Genomic DNA, 20,144 nt, shown 5'->3' with positions numbered 1-20,144 from the left:
AGGGGAACGGGTGTGCCGTGCTCGCGGGCGGGCGCCTCGGAAACGCGCCGTCAGCGTCGCCCGCGCGCCGGAGCGGGCGCTCCTCAGGAACGCGCCACCATCGTCGACCGCGCGCGGCCCGCCCGCAGCACGTCGAAGACGCCCGGCACCTGCCGCATCGCCCGCATCAGGGACGGCAGCTTGGCGGCGTCCGGCAGGTGGAGGGTGTACGTGTGGCGCACTCGCTGTTCGCGGGGCGGCTCCACGGCCGCTGCCACCACGGCGGCCCCCTCGGCGGCGATGGCCTCCGTGAGGTCGGCGAGCAGGTGCGGCCGGGTGAAAGCCTCGGCGAGGAGGGTGACCCGGCAGCCCTGCGTGCGGTTTCCCGTGCCGCGCCAGCGGGCGCCGACCGGCTTCCGCCCGGAGGCGGCCATCCGGGCCACCACGGGGCACAGCACCCGGTGCACGGTCACGATGCCGCCCCGTACGGCGAAGCCGGTGACGTGGTCGGGCGGTACGGGGGTGCAGCAGCCCGCCAGCCGTACGCTCGCGCCGGGCAGGTCGGTGGACAGTCCGGCGGTGTCCGTCCCCCCGGGGCGGCCGGGTGTCTCGGCGGCCCCGGTGCCGCGCGCGCCACCGGCGCCACTCGGCGCGCCCGCCCCCACCGCGCTCTCGCCCGCCCCTGTTTCCGCCCCCGGGTGGGCGGCCAGCCAGCGGGAGATGGCGAGCCGGGCGGCCGGCGTACGGGTGTGGTCGAGCCAGTCGGGCGAGGGGCCGGCGGCGGAGTCCGGGGCCATGAGCAGGTGCAGGCTGTCGCCGTCGCACAGGACCGTGGAGAGGGTTGCGAGGCGGCCGTTGACGCGCGCGCCGATGCAACTGTGCGCCCCTTCGCCGTAGAGCGCGTACGCGGCGTCCACACAGCTCGCGCCGGCGGGCAGGCCGACGGTGGCCGTGCCGTCCGTACCCGTACGGGCGGCACCCTGGCCCGCCGGGCCGCCGTCGCCGAAGCCCCCTTCCGCGCAGAAGACCGTGATCTCCCGGTCCTGGGCGAGGTCGGCGCGCAGCGAGGTCCAGAACGTGTCCGGGTCGGGGGTGGCGCGCTGCCACTCCAGGAGGCGGCACAGCCAGCCGGGCTGGGTCGGGTCCACCCGCTCCCCGTCCTCCCCGTCGTCGGCAGCGCCCGCGGCCGGGCGCTCGGCCGCGGGCTCGGAGCCGTCCGCGGGGGCGTACGGGTTGCCCAGCGCGACCACCCCGGCCTCGGCGACGCGGTGCATGCGGTGCGTACGGATGAGCGTTTCCGCAATGGCGCCGTCCTCGTCGGTGACGGCCGTGTGCAGCGACTGGTAGAGGTTGAACTTCGGCGCGGCGATGAAGTCCTTGAACTCCGAGATCACCGGCGTGAAGCAGGTGTGGAGCTCGCCGAGGACCGCGTAGCAGTCGGCGTCCTCGGCGACGAGCACCAGCAGGCGGCCGAGGTCGGTGCCGGTGACCGTGCCGCGCGCCAGGCGCACGCGGTGCACGGAGACCAAGTGCCGGGGCCGCACGAGGACTTCGGCGTCGATGTCGGCCTCGTCCAGGACGGCGCGCACCCGCTCGGCGATCGCGGCGAGGGGGTCCGGGCGGGTCGCGTGGCCGTGTACGAGAGCGCGGGTGGTGGCGTACTCCTCCGGGTGCAGGATCGCGAAGACCAGGTCCTCCAGCTCGCTCTTGAGCGCCTGCACGCCCAGCCGTTCGGCCAGCGGGATGAGCACGTCGCGGGTGACCTTGGCGATCCTGGCCTGCTTCTCGGGGCGCATCACGCCGAGGGTGCGCATGTTGTGCAGCCGGTCGGCCAGTTTGATCGACATCACGCGCACGTCGTTGCCGGTGGCGACCAGCATCTTGCGGAAGGTCTCCGGCTCGGCGGCGGCGCCGTAGTCGACCTTCTCCAGCTTGGTCACGCCGTCGACCAGGTAGCAGACCTCCTTGCCGAACTCCGCGCCGACCTGATCGAGCGTCACCTCCGTGTCCTCGACGGTGTCGTGGAGCAGGGAGGCGGTCAAGGTCGTGGTCTCGGCGCCCAGTTCGGCCAGGATCAGGGTCACCGCGAGCGGGTGGGTGATGTACGGCTCACCGCTCTTGCGCAACTGGCCGCGGTGCGAGGACTCGGCGAGCGCGTAGGCCCTGCTGAGGGTGTCCAGGTCGGCGTCCGGGTGGTGGGCCCGGTGCACCTTGGCGACGTGCTCCAGGGCGTCCGGCAGGCCGTCGCGGGGGGCCGGTCCCAGGAGCGCGGCCCGGCCGATACGGCGCAGGCCGCGCAGCTCAAGACGGGGGCGGCCGCGCTTGCGGTGCGAGACCTCGCCCAGGTCGGGCGGACCGGCCTGGACCGGCGCGACGGGATTACCAGGATTCGTGGCCTCTGCGCTCATGGGCACCTCCGGCGGCGTCGACCGGCGGTCGGGCGCCCGCAGTCGGTCGCCCCGGGCCGGTGCTTGATGCTACCGAGCCCATCACGCAGCGCTGTCCCGCTCTCGCCCAGCGTGAACCGGATCACCCATTCGAGCGAAGTCTCAGTCGAGGGCCGTGACCAGCCACGCGGGGTCCAGCGTGCCGTGCGCGACGATCACCGCGGGGCCGGTCATCTCGACCGTGCCGTCCGGCAGCTCGGTGATGGACAGGCTGCCGCCGGGCAGGTCCACCCGGTAGGTGACGGGACTGCCGGTGGCCGCGGGGTCGGTGCCGTCCCGGCGGGCGGCGGCGACCGCGACGGCGCAGGCGCCGGTGCCGCACGAGCGGGTCTCGCCGGCGCCGCGCTCGTGGACCCGCATCGCGACATGGCGCGGGCCGCGGTCGGCGACGAACTCGATGTTCACGCCGTCGGGGTAGACGGCTGCTGGGCTGAACGGCGGGACGCCGTACAGGTCCCCGGCGTGGTCGAGATCCTCGACGAAGGCGACGGCGTGGGGATTGCCCATGCTCACGTTGCGGGCGGGCCAGCTGCGATCGCCGACCGTGACCGTCACGCCGTCCGGGAGCAGGGCGGCGCGGCCCATGGAGACCGTGACGTCGCCGTCCTCCGCCAGGCGCACCCGCTTCACGCCGGCCCGGGTGGCGATGGCGAACTCGCCCGCGCCGACGAGACCGGCGTGCTGGAGGTAGCGGGCGAAGACGCGGACGCCGTTGCCGCACATCTCGGCCACGGAGCCGTCGCCGTTGCGGTAGTCCATGAACCACTCGGCCTCGGCGGCCTGGGCGCGGGCCGCGGGGTCGGCGGCGGAGCGCACCACGCGCAGCAGGCCGTCGCCGCCGACGCCGGCCCGGCGGTCGCAGATCCGCGCCACCGCGTCGGCGGACAGCTCCAGGACGCCGTCCGGGTCGGGGACGATCACGAAGTCGTTCTCCGTGCCGTGGCCCTTGAGGAAGGCGATGCCGCGGCCGGGGCCGCCCGCTGCGGGCGGCGCGGCGTCCACTGCGGTCCCCGTGGCCTGGGCGGTTGCCTGTGCGTTGGTCATGTCTGCATCGTACGGCGCGGCAGTGACAGCCGGCTTCCCGGCCCCGGCCGGGCACGGGCACCGGGTCAGTGCAGCCGGGCGACCCGCCATACGGCCAGCAGGGCGAGGACCGCGACGACCGCGGCGTACGCCAGGACGACCCGCCAGTCCGGGCGGCGGCCGGAGCCGCGCGCGGGCAGGCCGGGCCAGGTGTGGCCGACCCGGCGGGCGGCCATCATGCCCCAGCCGGCGGCGCAGCCGAACAGCAGCAGGCCGAGCATGGAGATCACCGCGCCGCCGTCGCCGCCGAACTCGAAGGCCAGCGGGAAGGCGAACATCAGCGAGCCGAGGATGGCGAGGCCCACGATGGGCGCGAGCTGCCAGATGCGCAGCCGGCGCGGCGGGCGCAGTTCACGGAAGGACTCGCCGCCCTCCACGGCCTGCTCGGGGCCGTCCGAGCCGTCCAACGCCGGACCCGCCGGTTCGCCCAGCGGCTCCGGAGCGGCCCCGTCGGGGCCGAAGGGCACGGGTCCGTCGTGGGTCGGCGACGTTGTCGCGTCCCGCTGTCCGTCGCCCCGACCGTCCGGTTGCTGCGGTCTGTTGCGAGGGCCGGCCTCCATCGCCACGCGCCCTCCCCACTGCTGACTGCACGCCTCGATCGAAGGTCGATGATGACACGCTCCCGGGGGCCCGGATGACGGGCGGAGCGTCCCGATGCCATGACGTGATCAGGCTGTGACCGGGGGCGCGACCAACGCCAGCGCCCGTTCCGGGAGTTCCGCACGGTCCGCGGCGGCACCGCTGAGCCAGTGGACCCGGGGGTCCCGGCGGAACCAGGAGTCCTGGCGGCGCGCGAAGCGCTTGGTGGCCCGCACCGTCTCGTCCCGCGCTTCCCGCTCCGTGCACTCCCCCGCGAGCTGGGCGAGCACCTGCTGGTATCCGAGGGCACGGGAGGCGGTACGGCCCTCGCGCAGCCCCTCGCCCTCCAGCCGCCGCACCTCGTCCACCAGGCCCTCGTCCCACATCCGGTCCACCCGGCGGGCGATGCGCTCGTCCAGCTCGGGGCGGGCCACGTCGACGCCGATCTGGACGGTGTCGTAGACCGCCTCGTGCCCCGGGAGGTTGGCGGTGAAGGGGCGGCCGGTGATCTCGATGACCTCCAGGGCGCGCACGATGCGGCGCCCGTTGCTCGCCAGGATGGCGCGGGCGGCCTCGGGATCCGCGGCGGCGAGCCGGGCGTGCAGGGCGCCGCTGCCGTGCTCGGCGAGCTCGGCCTCCAGGCGGGCGCGCACCTCGGGGTCGGTGCCGGGGAAGTCGAGGGCGTCGATGGCGCCGCGTACGTACAGGCCGGAGCCGCCGACGAGGACGGGCGTGCGGCCCTCGGCGAGCAGCCGGTCGATCTCGGCGCGGGCCAGCCGCTGGTACTCGGCGACGTTCGCGGCGCGGGTGACGTCCCAGATGTCCAGGAGGTGATGCGGGACGCCCTGGCGCTCGGGCACCGTCAGCTTGGCGGTGCCGATGTCCATTCCGCGGTAGAGCTGCATGGAGTCGGCGTTGACGACCTCGCCGCCGAGGTGCCGGGCGAGGGCTACGCCCAGATCGGACTTTCCGGCCGCGGTGGGACCGACGACGGCGATGACCCGGGGTGCGGGAACTGCGGTGTTCACCGGCCCAGTCTCGCAAACCCGTGGGCCTGATCTCGAACGAGCGACGTGACGGCTCGCCTCCGTGTTCGTTGCCTGATGCGAGGTTCCGGCCGCCGGTTCACGGACCGGAGCCCGCGGGCGGCGCAATGGGACGCTCCGGGCGCCCCGGGATTTCGCCCGCACGAGTAACGTATGGAGTGGAGATATGGGCGTGTTTTCACGGTTTCGTCGCCGTAAGGACGAAGCGTCGACCGAAGAGGCCGCCGCCGCGACACTGACGGCGGAGGCACCGGAGGGTGACGAGTCGGCGGACCGCTCCACCGAGGCCGCCGCGCAGGCGGAGCAGGAGGAGGCGGACGCGGCGCCGTCCGCCGAGGAGGCCGGTGAGGCCGCTGCCGCCGAGGGTGTCGAGATCCCCAAGCAGCAGTCGGCCGAGGCAGCCGCCGACAGCGAGGCCGGGGAAGGCGCCCGCAAGTAGGACGCGGTACGCAAGGAAGGTGGCCCATGGGTCTGCTGGACAACCTCAAGGCCAAGCTCGGTCCGCTCAAGGACCGGGCCGGTGATCTCGCACAGCAGCACGGGGACCGGATCGAGCAGGGCCTCGACAAGGCCGCACGGGCGGTCGACGAGAGGACCAAGGGCAAGTACAGCCGTCAGATCGGAACCGGCGCCGGCAAGGCGAAGGACGCCCTCGGCCGGCTGGCCGAGGAATCCCGCCGGTCCGACGGCAGCGGCGGCCCCGGCCCGCGGGGCCAGGTCTCCTGAGGCGACCGGAGGAACCTGGGCCGGACGGCCCGCACGGCGCACGACGGCCGCGGAGCGACGCGCTCCGCGGCCGTCGACGTGTCACCGGGGCGCCGGCGCGCGCAGCCGCGCCCCAGGGCACTCCCGTACGCCGGAGCGGCCGAGCCGTTCTCACGCCCCAGCCGCTCCCACAGCCGAGCCGTTCCTACGATCCAGCTGCTTCCACAACCGAGCCGCCCCGCGCCCCGACCGCCGCTACGACCGAGCAGCACCGCGCCCCGACCGCCGCTACGACCGAGCCGCCCCGCGCCCCGACCGCTGCTTCCTCCGAGCTGCCTCTACGACCAGGCCGCCACGAAATACCCCACCCCGTACGGAGCCTCCTCGCGCAGCAGCTCGCCGCGCAGCCCGGCGCCCTCCGCGGCGCCGGCCAGGACCTGCCAGCAGACCCGTCCGGACGCCTTCAGCTCGCTCGCCAGCTCCGCGTCCAGCCCGGCCAGGGCCTCGGTGTCCGCGGTCCCCAGAGCGCGCGCCACGGCCGCGTCGAAGTCCTCGGCCCGTTCGTCGTAGTAGCCCGGTGCCTTCACCGTCCGGCAAGCGCTGCCGTCGCCCATGACCAGCAGGGCGACCCGCTCCGCCGACGCCGCGATCTCCCGGCCGACCTGCGCGCAGCGGTCGCCGGCCAGCGGCTCGCCGACGCCCAGTCCCTCGACCGGCGCGTCCGCCCAGTCCGTACGGGCCAGCAGCCAGGCGCCGACCGACAGCGACGGCGGCAGCGGCCGCTCCGGGGGCGTCTCGGAGGCGCCCAGGCTCACGTCCAGGTCCACGCCGAAGCCGCGGAAGGAGCCCACCGCGCCCTGGCCGTGCGGCCCGCGGCCCGCCTGTTCGGCGGGGCCGACGACGACCAGCCGGTCCGGCCGGGCCGCGGCGAGCACACCGACCGCGTCGAGCGCGGCGGCCCGCAGGCCGTCCAGTTCGGGTGCGGCTCCGGAGGCGACTTCCGGGACGAGGATCGGCGGACACGGGCAGACGGCGGCGGCGACAAGCATGGCTGGAACCCTAGCAAGGCGGCCGTACGGGGCCCGGCAGCTCGCGCCGGGCACGCGCACGGGGCCGCCGTCCGGTCAGCCCCGTGGCGCCGCGGCCGCCGCCCCGCCCGGTCCGTCAGTCGCAGCCGCAGCCCGCGGCCGGGGCCGGGCTCGGCGCCGGGGCGCCGATCGTCGGCAGGCCCAGCATGACGCCCGCCGGCTTGGCGGCCGGGGCGGCATTGCGCTTCTCCCGGGCGTCGCCCGCGCGCGTACGGCGGACGGCCTTCGCGGGGCCCTCGGCGAGCAGGTGGTGCGGGGCGGCGTAGGTGATCTCGACGGTCACCATGTCGCCGGGGCGCACCGGCTCCTCGGGGCGGGTGAAGTGCACCAGGCGGTTGTCGGGCGCGCGGCCGGACAGGCGGCGGGTGGCGTCGTCCTTGCGGCCCTCGCCCTCGGCGACCATGACCTCCAGGGTGCGGCCGACCTGCTTCTTGTTCTCCTCCCAGGAGATCTCCTCCTGGAGGGCGACCAGTCGCTCGTAGCGCGCCTGGACGACCTCCTTGGGGATCTGTCCTTCCATGTCGGCGGCCGGGGTGCCCGGGCGCTTGGAGTACTGGAAGGTGAACGCCTGCGCGAAGCGGGACTCGCGGACCGTGTGCAGGGTCTGCTCGAAGTCCTCCTCGGTCTCGCCGGGGAAGCCGACGATGATGTCCGTGGAGATGGCGGCGTCCGGCATCGCGGCGCGCACCTTCTCGATGATGCCGAGGAAGCGCTCCTGGCGGTACGAGCGGCGCATCGCCTTCAGGACGGTGTCCGAGCCGGACTGCAGCGGCATGTGCAGCTGCGGCATCACGTTGGGCGTCTCCGCCATGGCGGCGATCACGTCGTCGGTGAAGTCGCGGGGGTGCGGCGAGGTGAAGCGGACCCGCTCCAGGCCCTCGATCTTCCCGCAGGCGCGCAGCAGCTTGCTGAACGCCTCGCGGTCGCCGATGTCGGAGCCGTACGCGTTGACGTTCTGGCCGAGCAGGGTGATCTCGGAGACGCCCTCGTCGACCAGCGCCTCGATCTCGGCGAGGATGTCGCCGGGGCGGCGGTCCTTCTCCTTGCCGCGCAGGGCGGGGACGATGCAGAAGGTGCAGGTGTTGTTGCAGCCGACCGAGATGGAGACCCACGCCGCGTAGGCGCTCTCGCGGCGGGTGGGCAGGGTGGAGGGGAACGCCTCCAGCGACTCGGCGATCTCGACCTGGGCCTCTTCCTGGACGCGGGCGCGCTCCAGGAGGACCGGCAGCTTGCCGATGTTGTGCGTCCCGAAGACCACGTCGACCCAGGGGGCCTTCTTGACGATGGTGTCGCGGTCCTTCTGGGCCAGGCAGCCGCCGACGGCGATCTGCATGCCCGGCCGCGCGGCCTTCTTGGGCGCGAGCTGGCCGAGGTTGCCGTAGAGCCGGTTGTCGGCGTTCTCCCGCACCGCGCAGGTGTTGAAGACGACGACATCGGCCCCTTCGGCGTCCTTGGGCGCAGGGACGTATCCGGCGTCCTCCAGCAGGCCCGACAGCCGCTCGGAGTCGTGGACGTTCATCTGGCACCCGTAGGTGCGCACCTCGTATGTCTTCGCACTCATCTCAATCGACCAGGGTACGTGTTCCCACCGGCACCTCGCCCCTCCCGTTCCGGGTACGGGACTGGCAGGATCCCGCCATGGTTTCCGTACTCCCCCGTTCCGGCGGCCGCCGGGCGCTGCTCGCTGCCGCCGCGCTGGCCGCGCTCGGCCTGCTGCTGTGGTGGCTGCTGCCGCTGGGCGGCCGGCCCGCGCCGTCCGGGCAGGTGACGCTGTCCACCGGCGTGCGGTCCGGGGTGTACGCGCGGTACGGCGAGCTGCTCAAGCAGGATCTGGGCCGGGACCTGCCGCAGGTCGACGTACGGCTGAGGAACAGCGCGGGGTCGCTGGACAATCTGAACCAACTGGCTAAAGGCCACGCCCAGTTCACGATCGCGACCGCGGACGCGGTGGCCGAGCAGCAGCGCCGCGACCCGCGCGCGGGGGCCCGGCTGCGGGCCTGCGCGCGGCTCTACGACGACTACATCGCGCTGGTGGTCCCGGCCGGCTCCCCCGTCGGCTCGGCCAGGGACCTCGAAGGGCTGCGGGTCGGTGTGGGCGGGGACGGCTCCGGCGTCCAGCTGGTCACCCGGCATCTGCTGGAGGCGGCCGGGCTGGATTTCGACCACGACATCGAGGCGGTGCGGGTCGGCATCGACCGGATGCCGAAGCTGCTGGAGGCGAAGGAACTGGACGCCTTCTTCTGGTCGGGCGGACTGCCGACCTCGGCCGTGCAGCAGGTGGCCCGGCGGATGCCGGTACGGCTCGTCCAGCTCGGCGACCTCGTCCCGGCGCTGCACCGGCAGGGCGAGGCGTCCCGCCACTACCGGGCGGCCGTGATGCCGGCCGACGCCTATCCGCAGGTGCAGAACGGCCAGGCGATCAGGACGGTCGCGGTCGCGAATCTGCTGGTGACCACGGACCGCGAGGATCCGGTCATGGTCGAGGCGATCACCCGCACCGTCATACGCAGCCGGGACCGAATCGGAACCGAGGTGCACGCCGCGCAGAAGGTGGACCTGCGGACCGCGGTGTTCACCGATCCGCTGCCGCTGCACGAGGGGGCGCGGCGGTACTACGTGTCGGAGAAGCCGTAGGAGTGTGGCGGCGGGAGCGTATGGACGGCGGGGAGGGCGTGGGGGCCCGGCGCCGGGCGCGTACGGACTCGGCAGAGGCCGTGGAGGTCCGGCGCCAGGCACGTACGGACGCGGGAGAGACCCCGCGCCAGGCGCGCACGGACGCCGGAGTGGCCCCGTGCCAGTCGCGTACGGACGCCGGAATGGCCCCACGCCAGGCGCCTACGGGCACCGGAGTGGCCCCGCGGCGGGCGCGTACGGACTCCGCAGAAGCCGTGGAAGGTCCGGGCGCCGGACACGTACGTACGCGGGAGAGACCCCGCGCCAGGCACCCACGGACGCCGGAGAGGCCCCGCGCCAGGCACGTACGGACGCCGGAATGGCCCCACGCCACGCGCGTACGGGCACCGAAGAAGCCGTAACCGGCGCGGGGCGCACACGGACGACCGTGCGCGCCCCGGCGCCTGTCATGCCTGGGGCGACCGCGGCGTGCGCGGGCCCTTCGGGGAGCGGGCGGGGCGCCGGGCCGGACGGGCGCCGTTCGCGGTGCTCGTGGCGCCGCCCGCCGCGCCGCCGGAGCCGCTCCGGCGCGGACGCCGTCGCCGGCCACCGCCGCCACCGCCACCCGCGGGCTTCGGCCGCTCCTGCTGCGCGGGCACGTCGAGGACCACCGGCTGCCCGGACGGCGCCTGCGCGCCCGTGATGCGTATCAGTTCGCCGTCGCCCGGCCGGACCCGCGCCGTACCGGGAGTGATCTTCGCGCGCGACATCAGCCGGTTCATGTCCCGGCGCTGGCCGGGCGTGACCAGGGTGACGACGGTGCCGGACTCGCCGGCCCGCGCGGTGCGGCCGCCGCGGTGCAGGTAGTCCTTGGCCTCGGTCGGCGGGTCGACGTTGACCACGAGGTCGAGGCCGTCGATGTGGATGCCGCGGGCGGCGACGTTGGTGGCGATCAGCGCGGTGGCCCGGCCGGTGCGGAACTGCTCCAGGGTGCGGGTGCGCTGCGGCTGGGACTTGCCGCCGTGCAGCGCCGCGGCCCGTACGCCCTGGGCCAGCAGGTGCTTGGTCAGCCGGTCGGCGCCGCGCTTGGTGTCCACGAACATGATCACGCGGCCGTCGCGGGCGGCGATCTCGGTCGCGGTGGCCCGCTTGTCGGTGTCGTCCACGTACAGGACGTGGTGCTCCATGGTGGTGACCGTCGCGGCGGACGGGTCCACGGAGTGGGTGACGGGGTCGGTCAGGAACCGGCGGACGAGCTTGTCGACATTGCGGTCCAGCGTCGCGGAGAACAGCATCCGCTGGCCGTCCGGGTCGACCTTCTCCATCAGGCGGGTGACCTGCGGCAGGAAGCCCATGTCGGTCATCTGGTCGGCCTCGTCCAGGACCGTGATGGCGACCTGGCCGAGGGTGCAGGCGCGGCGGTCCAGCAGGTCGGCGAGCCGGCCCGGGGTGGCGACCAGCATCTCGGCGCCCTTGCGCAGGGCCGCGATCTGGCGGTTGATCGAGGTGCCGCCGACGACCGTGGTGGTGCGCAGGCCCACCGCCGCCGCGTACGGGGCGAGCGCGTCGGTGACCTGGGTGGCCAGTTCGCGGGTGGGTACGAGCACCAGCGCCAGCGGGCTCTTGCTCTCGGCGCGGCGCCCGGCCGTACGGCTGAGCATGGCCAGCCCGAAGGCGAGGGTCTTGCCGGAGCCGGTCCGGCCGCGGCCGAGGACGTCCCGGCCCGCGAGGGTGGCGGGCAGCGTCGCGGCCTGGATGGGGAACGGCTCGGTGACGCCCTGCGCGCGCAGCGCGGTCTGGAGGGCCGGTGCCAGCGGCAGCTCGTCGAAGGAGACGGCGGGCGGCTGGGGTGACGTCTGCGCGGACGTCCTGGGTGCGGCGCTCTGTCGCGGTGCGGTCGCTCGGGTCACTGAAAGCCCTTCTGTGGCGGGGAGGGTGCCGTGCGGTCTCGGGACCGCGGGTACGGGGGGGGCGCCCGCGGTCCGTACGGCCGGCGGCGCGTACGGACGCGTACGCATACGGACGGGGCCCGCACCGGCCGGTGCGGGCCCCGTCCGCGGACGCGCGCGTCAGGCGGGGATGATGTTCTCCGCCTGCGGGCCCTTCGGGCCCTGGGTCACGTCGAAGTTGACCTTCTGGCCTTCCAGGAGCTCACGGAAGCCCTGGGCCTGGATGTTCGAGTAGTGGGCGAAGACGTCGGGGCCGCCGCCGTCCTGCTCGATGAAGCCGAAGCCCTTTTCCGAGTTGAACCACTTCACGGTGCCGGTGGCCATGTTTTTCTCCTTCTGCAAACCGGAGACCGCACTGCACGGCCTCCCTGTCGCCGAGATGATCGCCACACACCGGAGGAAGGTCCGGAAAACAAGGAACGCCCGGGGCTTCAGCCACCGGGCGCGCACAAAGTTCATGGGTACCACAACTGCAACGCCGTCAACGGTAACACAGGTCCACGCCGGCGGGCGGTGGCACGGGACGGCGCCCGGCGCGGGCGGTCAGGGGGCGGTGCGCGGCACGTCCACGGTCACCCGCAGCCCGTGCGGCCGGTGGGGCGCGAAGGAGAGGGTGGCGCCCCCCGCGGCCAGCAGCGCGCGGGTGATCGACAGGCCCAGGCCGGATCCGGAGACGTTCTGGTGGCGTCCGCTGCGCCAGAAGCGGTCGCCGATACGGGCCAGTTCCTCCTCGGTGAGGCCGGGCCCGTGGTCGCGGACGGTGATCCGTACGCGTTCGCCGTCCGGTGCCGCGCCGACGGTGACCCGCTCCCCGGCGGGCGTGAACTTCAGGGCGTTGTCGACCAGCGCGTCCAGGGCGCTGGAGAGGGCGACCGGGTCCGCCCAGCCCGTGACGGCCCGCTGCCCCTCGTACGACAGCAGCACCCCCTTGTCGTCGGCCAGCGGGCGCCAGGAGTCGACGCGTTCGGCGGCGAGCGCGGCGACGTCGGTGAGCTGGAGGTCGGCGGCGGCGTGTTCGGCGAGCGCCAGGTCCAGCAGGTCGTCCAGGACCCGGGCCAGGCGCCTGCCCTCCGTACGGACCGAGGCGATCTCCTCGTTGCCCTCGGGGAGTTCCAGGGCGAGCAGCTCGATGCGCAGCAGCAGCGCGGAGAGCGGGTTGCGCAGCTGGTGGGAGGCGTCGGCGACGAAGGCACGCTGCTGTTCCAGCACGACTTCGACGTTGTCGGCCATCTCGTTGAACGAACGGGCCAGGCGGCGCAGTTCCGGCGGCCCGGAGGCGGGGGCGACCCGGGAGTTCATCCGGCCGGTCGCGATGTCGTGGCTCACCGCGTCCAGGATGCGCACGGGGCGCAGCACCCAGCCGGTGAGCCGGAAGGCGGCGGCCACCGCGACGAGCATGGCCAGGAACTCCCCGGCCGCGATCAGCAGCCACCCGTGCAGGATGCGGGAGCGCATCTGCCCGGTGGGCGAGTCGGTGACGACCACGGCCACCACGTCGCCGTCCCGGATGACGGGCGAGGCGACGGGGATGCGGCCGCCGTCGTCCCAGGGCCAGATCTGGCGGGGGTCGTGGCTGCGGCGGCCCGCCAGGGCCTCGCTGAAGGCCCGCGCGCCCTCCCCCTCTTCCGGTACGCGCCAGTCGGCGGGCGCGGCCGCCATGGGCGTCCCGTCGCGGAAGAAGACGCCCGCGCGGATGCCGTACAGCTCGTGGTAGCGCCGCAGCTCGGCGCCGAGGGTGGACTGCCGCTCGTCCTCGTCGGGGGTCTCGCGGCCGGTGCCGGGCCGGGTGGTGACGTACTGCGCCAGGGAGGCGAAGCGCGCCGCGTCGTCGATCCGGTCGACGACCACCCGCTGCTGTTCGACGGTGGCGGTGATGCCGGCGAGCGGGAAGCCGAGCGCGAGCAGCACGCCGGCCAGCAGGACGATCAGGAGCGGGAGGAGTCGGGTGCGCACGGTGCGGTGCCGGGGCCGTCAGGAGGCCGGGCCGGCCGGTGCCACGGCGGCGGGCGGCGTAACGAGCCGGTAGCCCACGCCGCGCACCGTCTCGATCAGCGCGGGCATGCCCAGCTTCGCCCGCAGCGAGGCGATGTGCACCTCCAGCGTCCGGCCGGTCCCCTCCCAGCTGGTGCGCCACACCTCGCTGATGATCTGTTCCCGCCGGAAGACCACGCCGGGCCGCTGCGCGAGCAGGGCGAGCAGGTCGAACTCCTTGCGGGTGAGCGGCACGGCGGCGCCACCCACGGCCACCTGGCGGGTGGGCAGTTCGATGGTGACGGCGCCCAGCCGCAGCGCCTCGCGCGGCGCGCCCTCCTCGGCGGGCGGCTCGCCGGCGGGGGGCGGTGCGGAGGGGCGGCGCCGGCTGACGGCGTGGATACGGGCGAGCAGTTCGCCGGTGTCGTACGGCTTGACCACGTAGTCGTCGGCGCCGAGGTTCAGGCCGTGGATGCGCGAGCGTACGTCGGCCCGCGCGGTCACCATGATCACCGGGGTGCTGCCGAGCCGCCGGATCCGGCCACAGACCTCGAAGCCGTCCTGGTCGGGCAGGCCGAGGTCGAGCAGGACCACCCCGAAGGGCTCCCGGTCGCCGGGGAGCAGGGACTGCAGCGCCTCCTCGCCGCTGCGCGCATGGGTGACGTCGAAGCCGTGCCGGGACAGCACGGCGGACAGGGCGGCGGCGACATGGTCGTCGTCCTCCACGAGCAGCAGCCGCACCGGCCCCCTCCTCACGCTGTCCGCCCGGCCGCGCATATCTGGACGCGCGGGTGCATAGGTGTACGTCCGCACGCGGACGCGTACGGGGTCGGGCCGCCCGCGGGGCGGCCAAAAGGCATCTACGGCGATGGACGGCACGCACGTCAAGGGGGTATTCCCGAAGGGGCGGTTCCGTTATGCAGCCGGTACACCGGGCGCCGGGGCCGTGCGCCCCGTGCACGCCGCGTGTCGCTCCGCGGCCGTATCGTTATGCTCAAATCCCGCTCAGATGTGATGACGCTGGTCGCGGGGCGTCATTAGGGTCCTCCCCAATCGAGGAGGACGGAGCTGTACGCCGATGAGCGAAGTATCGGTGACCAAGAACGACAAGGGTCCCGCGCCGGCGGGTGACCCGCTGGTCGTGCTGGACAACGTGAACAAGCACTTCGGCGCGCTGCACGTACTCCAGGACATCGATCTGACCATCCGGCGCGGCGAGGTGGTCGTGGTGATCGGGCCCTCCGGGTCCGGCAAGTCGACCCTGTGCCGCACGATCAACCGGCTGGAGACCGTCGACTCCGGTTCCATAGCGATCGACGGCAAGCCGCTGCCGCAGGAGGGGCGCGAGCTGGCCCGGCTCCGCGCCGACGTGGGCATGGTGTTCCAGTCCTTCAACCTCTTCGCGCACAAGACGGTGCTGGAGAACGTGATGCTGGGCCAGACCAAGGTCCGCCGCACGGAGAAGAAGGCGGCCGAGGAGAAGGCCCGGGCCCTGCTGGACCGGGTGGGGGTCGGCACCCAGGCGGACAAGTACCCCGCCCAGCTGTCCGGTGGGCAGCAGCAGCGGGTGGCGATCGCCCGGGCCCTGGCGATGGACCCCAAGGTCATGCTTTTCGACGAGCCGACCTCCGCCCTCGACCCGGAGATGATCAACGAGGTGCTGGAGGTCATGCAGCAGCTCGCCCGGGACGGCATGACGATGGTCGTGGTCACCCACGAGATGGGCTTCGCCCGCTCGGCCGCCAACCGCGTCGTCTTCATGGCGGACGGCCGGATCGTCGAAGAGGCCGAGCCGAACCAGTTCTTCAGCAACCCGCGCAGCGACCGGGCCAAGGACTTCCTTTCGAAGATCCTCCACCACTGACCCTGCGGCCGGTCATCATGATTGCCAACTTCCGCTGAACCGAAGGATGTTCACCATGAGGATTCGTAAGACGGCCGCGGCGGGTGCGGTGGTGCTCGCGCTGGCGGCGACGGCGACCGCATGCGGCGGCGAGTCGGGCACGGCCGGCGACAAGGCGTCCGGCGGCGATGTCTACAGCGGGACGTACCCGGTCAACGACAAGGCGAACGTGAACTCGCCGGCCTGGAAGGAAGCCAAGAAGGCCGGGAAGATCACCATCGGCGCCAAGGCCGACCAGCCCTACCTCGGCTTCCAGGACACCACCGGCAAGCGCACCGGCTTCGACATCGAGATCGCCAAGATGATCGCCGCCGACCTGGGCTTCTCCGAGAAGCAGATCGAGTTCAAGACGATCGACTCCAACGTCCGCGAGACCGCGATCGCCAAGGGCCAGGTCGACTACTACGTCGGCACGTACACGATCAACGACGAGCGCAAGAAGCAGATCGACTTCGCGGGCCCGTACTACACCGCGGGCGCGGACCTCCTGGTGCGCAAGGACGACAAGTCCATCACCGGGCCGGACACCGTCAAGGGCAAGAAGGTCTGCTCGATCGTCGGCTCCACCCCGCTCCAGGAGATCAAGAAGCCGAAGTACGGGGCGACCACCACCGAACTGGCCAAGTACTCGCTGTGCGTCAAGCAGCTCCTGGACGGCCAGGTGGACGCGGTCACCACGGACGACGCGATCCTCAAGGGGTACGCGGCCGAGCGGCCCACGAAGCTGCGGGTCGTCGGCAAGCCGTTCACCAAGGAGCCGTACGGCGTCGGCCTGCAGAAGGGCGACAAGGCGCTGCGGGACGCGATCACCGACGCGCTGGAGAAGCACATCAAGAACGGCGACTACAAGAAGGCGTACGAAGGCACCCTCGGCAAGTCCGGGACCAGCTTCGTCGCGCCGCAGACGCCGCTGCCGCGCACCTGATCCGGGTCGCACCGCCCCTGCCCGCTGCCGCACGCCCCGTACGCCGCCTCGGCGGGCGTACGGGGCGTGGGTGCCTGAGGAACCGCGCGCCGGGACGCCCGCGCGTACGCGGGCGCGGGCCCTTCCCGCGCCCCCGGGCATCCACCCGTGCACCGCGTACGGAAGCGACCGCTGGCCGGAGCGCTCCCGTACCCGCGCGCCACGCACACCCCGAGCCGGGCCGTCCACCCGTCCGCCGCTGACCCTGACCGCTACCGCGGAGAACCCATGAACGTACTCCTCGACTTCCTACCCGAGTTCCGCAAGGGGTTCCTCGGAACCGTGTCGCTGACCGCGGCCAGCTCGGCGCTCGCCATCCTGCTGGGCCTCCTCATAGCCGGTTTCCGGGTCTCGCCCGTGCCCCCGCTGCGCGCCTTCGGGACGGCCTGGGTGACGCTGCTGCGCAACACCCCGCTCACCCTGCTGTTCCTGGTCGCCTTCTTCGTCGTCCCGCAGGTCCTCTTCCCGGGCACCAGCCCGTTCGTCCTGGCCACCCTGGCGCTCGGCTTCTACACGTCCTCGTTCGTCTGCGAGGCCGTGCGCTCGGGCATCAACACCGTGCCGCTGGGACAGGCGGAGGCGGCGCGCAGCATCGGCATGACCTTCACCCAGACGCTGCGCCTGATCATCCTGCCCCAGGCCACCCGCACCGTGCTGCCGCCGCTGAGCAGCATCCTGATCGCGCTCACCAAGAACTCGGCCATCGCGGGCGCCTTCAGCAACGCCGAGCTGTTCAGCGTCTCCAAGCTGCTCAACGACCAGGGCCGGCCGATCGGCTGGATCTTCCTCTGGATCGCCCTCGCCTACTTGATCATCACGTTCGCCATCAGCGGCATCTTCCGGCTGCTGGAGCGCCGCCTGGAGGTGGCCCGATGACCAGCGTCCTCTACGACGCCCCGGGGCCCAAGGCCAAGGTGCGCAACCGCGTCTACACCGTCGTGGGCGCGCTCGCCGTCGTCGGCCTGCTCGTCTTCGTCGTGCTGCGGCTGGCCGCCAAGGGCCAGTTCGCGCCGGAGATGTGGAACATCTTCAACAACGCGGGCGTACGGACCAACATCCGCAACGGCGTCCTGACGACCCTCCAGGTCTTCGCGGTGGCCGCGGTGCTCTCCGTCGCGCTCGGCGTGCTGCTCGCGGTCGCCCGGCTCTCCGACCACAAGCCGGTGCGCTGGCTGGCGACCGGCTTCATCGAGGTGTTCCGGGCCGTCCCGCTGCTGATCACGATCTACGCCCTGTGGGTGATCCTGCTCTCCTACAAGGAGGAGCTGGGGCTGACCGGTGACACCCCGCAGTTCTGGGCGCTGGTCATCGGGCTGACCGTCTACAACGGCGCGGTGCAGGCGGAGGTGCTGCGCGCCGGTATCAACGCGGTGCCCCGTGGCCAGCGCGAGGCGGCGTACGCGCTCGGCATGAGCAAGACACAGGTCATGACGACGGTGCTGATGCCGCAGGCCATCCGCGCGATGCTGCCGACGATCATCAGCCAGCTGGTGGTGACCCTCAAGGACACCTCGCTCGGCTACGTCATCACCTTCGAGGAGCTGCTGTTCACGATCCAGCAGATGGCCGCCACCATCGTCGTCAACGACGAGAACCCGTACGTGCCGATGATCATCGTCGCCGGCGCGATCTACGTGGCGATGTGTCTGGCGCTGTCCGGGCTGGCCAACTGGATCGAGCGCCGCGGCCGGCGGGCCAAGACCGGCATCGTGATGGCCGGGGCCGCCGAGCCGGTCACCGCCTCCGACGCGCTGGAGGCGGCCGACGGCACCCCCGGCGGCCCGGTCGACACCCGGCGGCCGCCGGACATCCACGGCGGGGGCGGCGCCGGTACCTGACGGCGTGACACCTCGGACGGGGGCAGTGCCGCGCGCGCCGCTGCCCCCGTCACTTGACGCGGGCGCCCGCAGTGGGTTGCATACGCTGTGTGATCGCGCACCGGGCTCCAACTGCCAGTTCCTGTACGTCCCGTAAGTATCCGCGCACCGGGGTGGCCACGCCGTGGACCCGGTGATCGTCGTCGGGGCCGGCCCGGTCGGCCTCGCGCTCTCCCTCTCCCTCGCCCGCCTCGACGTTCCGAGCGTCGTCCTGGACGAAGCCCCCGGCGCCATCGATCCACGGCCCGCCCGCACGGTCGTGCTGCGCCCCGACACCACCGCGTTCCTGACCCGGCTGGGCTGCGGCCCGGCCCTGGAGTCGACGGGCACGCGCTGGACGGCCTGGCGCGCGGTGCGCCGACGGCGCCTGCTGGAACGGGTCGAGTTCGGCCCGGAGGCCCCCTCCCCCCTGCACGTGCCGCAGCACGCGCTGACCCGCGCGCTGCGCACCGCGCTCGCGGGCGAGCCCCTGGCCCGGATCGTCGCGGACAGCCGGCTCGACGAGCTCAAGCAGGACGCGTACGGCGTCAGCGCCCACACCCGCGGCCCCAACGGCGCCTGGTGGCGAGCCAGTTATCTGGTCGGCTGCGACGGCCCGCGCTCGACGGTCCGCAAGCTGCTGGAGGTGCGCTTCCCCGGCCGTACGGCGGTCGAGCGGCACGCGGTGGCGGCGCTGCGTACGGAACTTCCCTGGCCCGGCGAGGCGTTGCTGCACCGCTCGCCCGCGCGGCAGGGCGGCGGCGGGTCCGGCGGTGAGGTGACGGCCCGGCCGCTGCCCGGTGGCCTGTGGCGGCTGGACTGGCTGCTGCCGCCCGGCCGGGACCTGGTCACCCCGGACGCGCTGGTGGCCCGGATCCGCGACTCGCTGGCGGTGTGGAGCGCCGAAGCGGCGTCGGGGAGCGGGTCGGGGGCCGGGGTGGACTTCGGGGGCGGGGCCGGTTCTGGTGCCGGGAGCGGGTCGCAGGCGGGTGCGTACGGTGCTGGCGCCGGATCGCGCGCCCCCGCGGGCGCCGGTGGTCCGCGCGTTCCGGCCGTACCGCCGTACGAACTCCTCGACACCGGCGTGCACACGGTGCACCACCGCCTGGCGCGGCGCTGGCGGCGCGGGCGGGCCTTCCTCGCCGGGGACGCCGCGCACCTGCTCGGCGCGCTCGGCACCCAGGGCCTGGACGAGGGGCTGCGGGACGCCGAGAACCTCGCGTGGAAGCTGGCGCTGGCCTGGCACCAGGGCGCTTCGGAAGCCCTGCTGGACAGCTACCAGGCGGAGCGCCGCGGCGCGGTGACGGCCCGGCTGCGCGCGGCCGACCGGGCGCTGCCGCTGCTGCGCGACGGCGAGCGGGGCGGCCGGTGGCGCGCGGTGCTCCCGGGTGCGGCCCGCGGCCACACGGCGATGCTCACCGACGGCCACCTGGGGCGCGGCCCGCTCGGCGCGCCCCCCGTGTACGCCCGCTCTCCCCTGGCGCCGGTCACCGACCCGGCGGGGTCGCTGCCGGTGGGCACTCCGGTCGGCGCGCCGGTAGCGGAGGTACCGGTGACGGCGCCGGACGGGTCCCAGGTACCGCTGCGCTCACGGCTGGGCCAAGGGCTGCTGGTGGTGCTGGTCGCGCCGGGCACGGGCGTGTGGGAGCGGCGGCACTGGAAGTCGGCGGGCCTGATGCCGCGGCTGTCGAAGGCGGTGGAGGCCCTGCCGATGCGCGCCGAGGTGCTGGTCGCCGAGGCGTACCCGGGCGCGGTGGCGCACACCGTCCTGGTCGTACGCCCCGACGGGCACCTGGTCGCGGCCATGGGCGGCGTACGCCCGGCGGAGCTGTACGCGTGCGCGGACGCGGTGCGGGGTGGGGGGACCGGGGGCGGTTCGGGCGAAGGTGGTTCGGGCGAAGGCAGGACGGGTGCGGGTGCAGCGGGTGGGGCGGGAGTGGGTGGGGCGGACGGGGTGGACG

Annotated in this window: 18 protein-coding genes; 8 read left to right on the top strand and 10 right to left on the bottom strand. The window is 73.7% G+C overall.

The window, feature by feature from the left end:
* Positions 1-83: 83 nt before the first annotated feature.
* The 4 genes from ADK86_RS03900 to miaA all read right to left on the bottom strand — a co-directional run bounded on the left by ADK86_RS03900 (position 84) and on the right by miaA (position 5,116).
* On the bottom strand, positions 84-2,387 hold the full coding sequence (locus ADK86_RS03900; RefSeq protein ID WP_078951778.1) for a RelA/SpoT family protein: 2,304 nt from the start codon (positions 2,385-2,387) through the stop codon (positions 84-86).
* A 141-nt stretch (positions 2,388-2,528) separates the two neighbouring features.
* On the bottom strand, positions 2,529-3,470 hold the full coding sequence (dapF, locus tag ADK86_RS03895) for a diaminopimelate epimerase (RefSeq protein WP_053695293.1): 942 nt from the start codon (positions 3,468-3,470) through the stop codon (positions 2,529-2,531).
* A 65-nt stretch (positions 3,471-3,535) separates the two neighbouring features.
* A complete protein-coding gene (locus ADK86_RS03890; RefSeq protein ID WP_078951776.1) occupies positions 3,536-4,069 on the bottom strand; it encodes a hypothetical protein in 534 nt (177 codons plus the stop codon).
* A gap of 108 nt (positions 4,070-4,177) precedes the next feature.
* The gene (gene miaA / locus ADK86_RS03885) at positions 4,178-5,116 is read right to left on the bottom strand and encodes a tRNA (adenosine(37)-N6)-dimethylallyltransferase MiaA (RefSeq protein WP_030603411.1); all 939 of its coding nucleotides are present in this window, start codon (positions 5,114-5,116) and stop codon (positions 4,178-4,180) included.
* 184 nt (positions 5,117-5,300) lie between these two features.
* On the opposite strand from miaA, the gene ADK86_RS03880 reads away from it, so the two are divergent.
* Positions 5,301-5,573 (top strand): hypothetical protein, encoded by a 273-nt coding sequence (locus ADK86_RS03880; RefSeq protein WP_053695291.1) that lies wholly within the window; start codon positions 5,301-5,303, stop codon positions 5,571-5,573.
* 26 nt (positions 5,574-5,599) lie between these two features.
* Positions 5,600-5,860: an antitoxin gene (locus tag ADK86_RS03875; RefSeq protein ID WP_030603406.1), complete on the top strand. Its 261-nt coding sequence runs from the start codon at positions 5,600-5,602 to the stop codon at positions 5,858-5,860.
* Positions 5,861-6,177: 317 nt separating this feature from the next.
* On the opposite strand, the gene ADK86_RS03870 is transcribed toward ADK86_RS03875, so the two are convergent.
* Complete coding sequence (locus tag ADK86_RS03870) at positions 6,178-6,888, bottom strand: class III extradiol dioxygenase subunit B-like domain-containing protein (RefSeq protein ID WP_053695290.1); 711 nt, start codon at positions 6,886-6,888, stop codon at positions 6,178-6,180.
* Between the two features lie 115 nt (positions 6,889-7,003).
* Positions 7,004-8,488, bottom strand: a complete 1,485-nt coding sequence (gene miaB / locus ADK86_RS03865) for a tRNA (N6-isopentenyl adenosine(37)-C2)-methylthiotransferase MiaB (RefSeq protein WP_053695289.1) — start codon at positions 8,486-8,488, stop codon at positions 7,004-7,006.
* Positions 8,489-8,565: 77 nt separating this feature from the next.
* On the opposite strand from miaB, the gene ADK86_RS03860 reads away from it, so the two are divergent.
* Positions 8,566-9,561 carry a TAXI family TRAP transporter solute-binding subunit gene (locus tag ADK86_RS03860; RefSeq protein ID WP_053695288.1) on the top strand — a complete coding sequence of 332 codons (996 nt, stop codon included), beginning with the start codon at positions 8,566-8,568 and terminating at the stop codon, positions 9,559-9,561.
* 446 nt (positions 9,562-10,007) lie between these two features.
* On the opposite strand, the gene ADK86_RS03855 is transcribed toward ADK86_RS03860, so the two are convergent.
* The 4 genes from ADK86_RS03855 to ADK86_RS03840 all read right to left on the bottom strand — a co-directional run bounded on the left by ADK86_RS03855 (position 10,008) and on the right by ADK86_RS03840 (position 14,201).
* Positions 10,008-11,558 (bottom strand): DEAD/DEAH box helicase, encoded by a 1,551-nt coding sequence (locus tag ADK86_RS03855; protein WP_078951775.1) that lies wholly within the window; start codon positions 11,556-11,558, stop codon positions 10,008-10,010.
* Positions 11,559-11,609: 51 nt separating this feature from the next.
* Entirely contained in the window at positions 11,610-11,813 is a 204-nt protein-coding gene (locus ADK86_RS03850) for a cold-shock protein (RefSeq protein WP_030603384.1), read from the bottom strand.
* A gap of 219 nt (positions 11,814-12,032) precedes the next feature.
* Positions 12,033-13,442 carry a sensor histidine kinase gene (locus tag ADK86_RS03845; RefSeq protein WP_053695287.1) on the bottom strand — a complete coding sequence of 470 codons (1,410 nt, stop codon included), beginning with the start codon at positions 13,440-13,442 and terminating at the stop codon, positions 12,033-12,035.
* A gap of 18 nt (positions 13,443-13,460) precedes the next feature.
* Positions 13,461-14,201 carry a response regulator transcription factor gene (locus ADK86_RS03840; RefSeq protein WP_053695286.1) on the bottom strand — a complete coding sequence of 247 codons (741 nt, stop codon included), beginning with the start codon at positions 14,199-14,201 and terminating at the stop codon, positions 13,461-13,463.
* A gap of 337 nt (positions 14,202-14,538) precedes the next feature.
* Between ADK86_RS03840 and ADK86_RS03835 the strand changes: the two genes are divergently transcribed.
* The 5 genes from ADK86_RS03835 to ADK86_RS03815 all read left to right on the top strand — a co-directional run.
* Positions 14,539-15,324, top strand: a complete 786-nt coding sequence (locus ADK86_RS03835; RefSeq protein WP_003986668.1) for an amino acid ABC transporter ATP-binding protein — start codon at positions 14,539-14,541, stop codon at positions 15,322-15,324.
* A gap of 55 nt (positions 15,325-15,379) precedes the next feature.
* Positions 15,380-16,288: a glutamate ABC transporter substrate-binding protein gene (locus ADK86_RS03830; protein ID WP_053695297.1), complete on the top strand. Its 909-nt coding sequence runs from the start codon at positions 15,380-15,382 to the stop codon at positions 16,286-16,288.
* 267 nt (positions 16,289-16,555) lie between these two features.
* Positions 16,556-17,203, top strand: a complete 648-nt coding sequence (locus ADK86_RS03825; protein ID WP_053695285.1) for an amino acid ABC transporter permease — start codon at positions 16,556-16,558, stop codon at positions 17,201-17,203.
* On the top strand, positions 17,200-18,165 hold the full coding sequence (locus tag ADK86_RS03820; protein WP_053695284.1) for an amino acid ABC transporter permease: 966 nt from the start codon (positions 17,200-17,202) through the stop codon (positions 18,163-18,165). Before ADK86_RS03825 ends, ADK86_RS03820 begins: the two co-directional genes overlap by 4 nt.
* A gap of 163 nt (positions 18,166-18,328) precedes the next feature.
* Positions 18,329-20,144 (top strand): FAD-dependent monooxygenase (locus tag ADK86_RS03815; protein WP_053695283.1); only part of this gene is annotated, 1,816 nt, incomplete at its 3' end.

It is taken from the genome of Streptomyces sp. NRRL F-5755 (genome assembly GCF_001279365.1).
In the GTDB taxonomy this organism is placed as follows: Bacteria; Actinomycetota; Actinomycetes; order Streptomycetales; family Streptomycetaceae; genus Streptomyces; species Streptomyces rimosus.
This window is presented reverse-complemented; position numbering and strand designations above follow the sequence as displayed.

Excerpts from the sequence above, each read along its gene's own strand:
- ADK86_RS03870 (WP_053695290.1), bottom strand. The coding sequence starts at position 6,888 with ATGCTTGTCGCCGCCGCCGTCTGCCCGTGTCCGCCGATCCTCGTCCCG.
- ADK86_RS03855 (WP_078951775.1), bottom strand. The coding sequence starts at position 11,558 with ATGCGTACGCGTCCGTACGCGCCGCCGGCCGTACGGACCGCGGGCGCC.
- ADK86_RS03820 (WP_053695284.1), top strand. The coding sequence starts at position 17,200 with ATGACCAGCGTCCTCTACGACGCCCCGGGGCCCAAGGCCAAGGTGCGC.
- ADK86_RS03860 (WP_053695288.1), top strand. The coding sequence starts at position 8,566 with ATGGTTTCCGTACTCCCCCGTTCCGGCGGCCGCCGGGCGCTGCTCGCT.
- ADK86_RS03875 (WP_030603406.1), top strand. The coding sequence starts at position 5,600 with ATGGGTCTGCTGGACAACCTCAAGGCCAAGCTCGGTCCGCTCAAGGAC.
- ADK86_RS03900 (WP_078951778.1), bottom strand. The coding sequence starts at position 2,387 with ATGAGCGCAGAGGCCACGAATCCTGGTAATCCCGTCGCGCCGGTCCAG.
- ADK86_RS03830 (WP_053695297.1), top strand. The coding sequence starts at position 15,380 with ATGAGGATTCGTAAGACGGCCGCGGCGGGTGCGGTGGTGCTCGCGCTG.
- ADK86_RS03825 (WP_053695285.1), top strand. The coding sequence starts at position 16,556 with ATGAACGTACTCCTCGACTTCCTACCCGAGTTCCGCAAGGGGTTCCTC.
- ADK86_RS03890 (WP_078951776.1), bottom strand. The coding sequence starts at position 4,069 with ATGGAGGCCGGCCCTCGCAACAGACCGCAGCAACCGGACGGTCGGGGC.
- ADK86_RS03835 (WP_003986668.1), top strand. The coding sequence starts at position 14,539 with ATGAGCGAAGTATCGGTGACCAAGAACGACAAGGGTCCCGCGCCGGCG.
- ADK86_RS03850 (WP_030603384.1), bottom strand. The coding sequence starts at position 11,813 with ATGGCCACCGGCACCGTGAAGTGGTTCAACTCGGAAAAGGGCTTCGGC.
- dapF (WP_053695293.1), bottom strand. The coding sequence starts at position 3,470 with ATGACCAACGCACAGGCAACCGCCCAGGCCACGGGGACCGCAGTGGAC.
- ADK86_RS03880 (WP_053695291.1), top strand. The coding sequence starts at position 5,301 with ATGGGCGTGTTTTCACGGTTTCGTCGCCGTAAGGACGAAGCGTCGACC.
- miaB (WP_053695289.1), bottom strand. The coding sequence starts at position 8,488 with ATGAGTGCGAAGACATACGAGGTGCGCACCTACGGGTGCCAGATGAAC.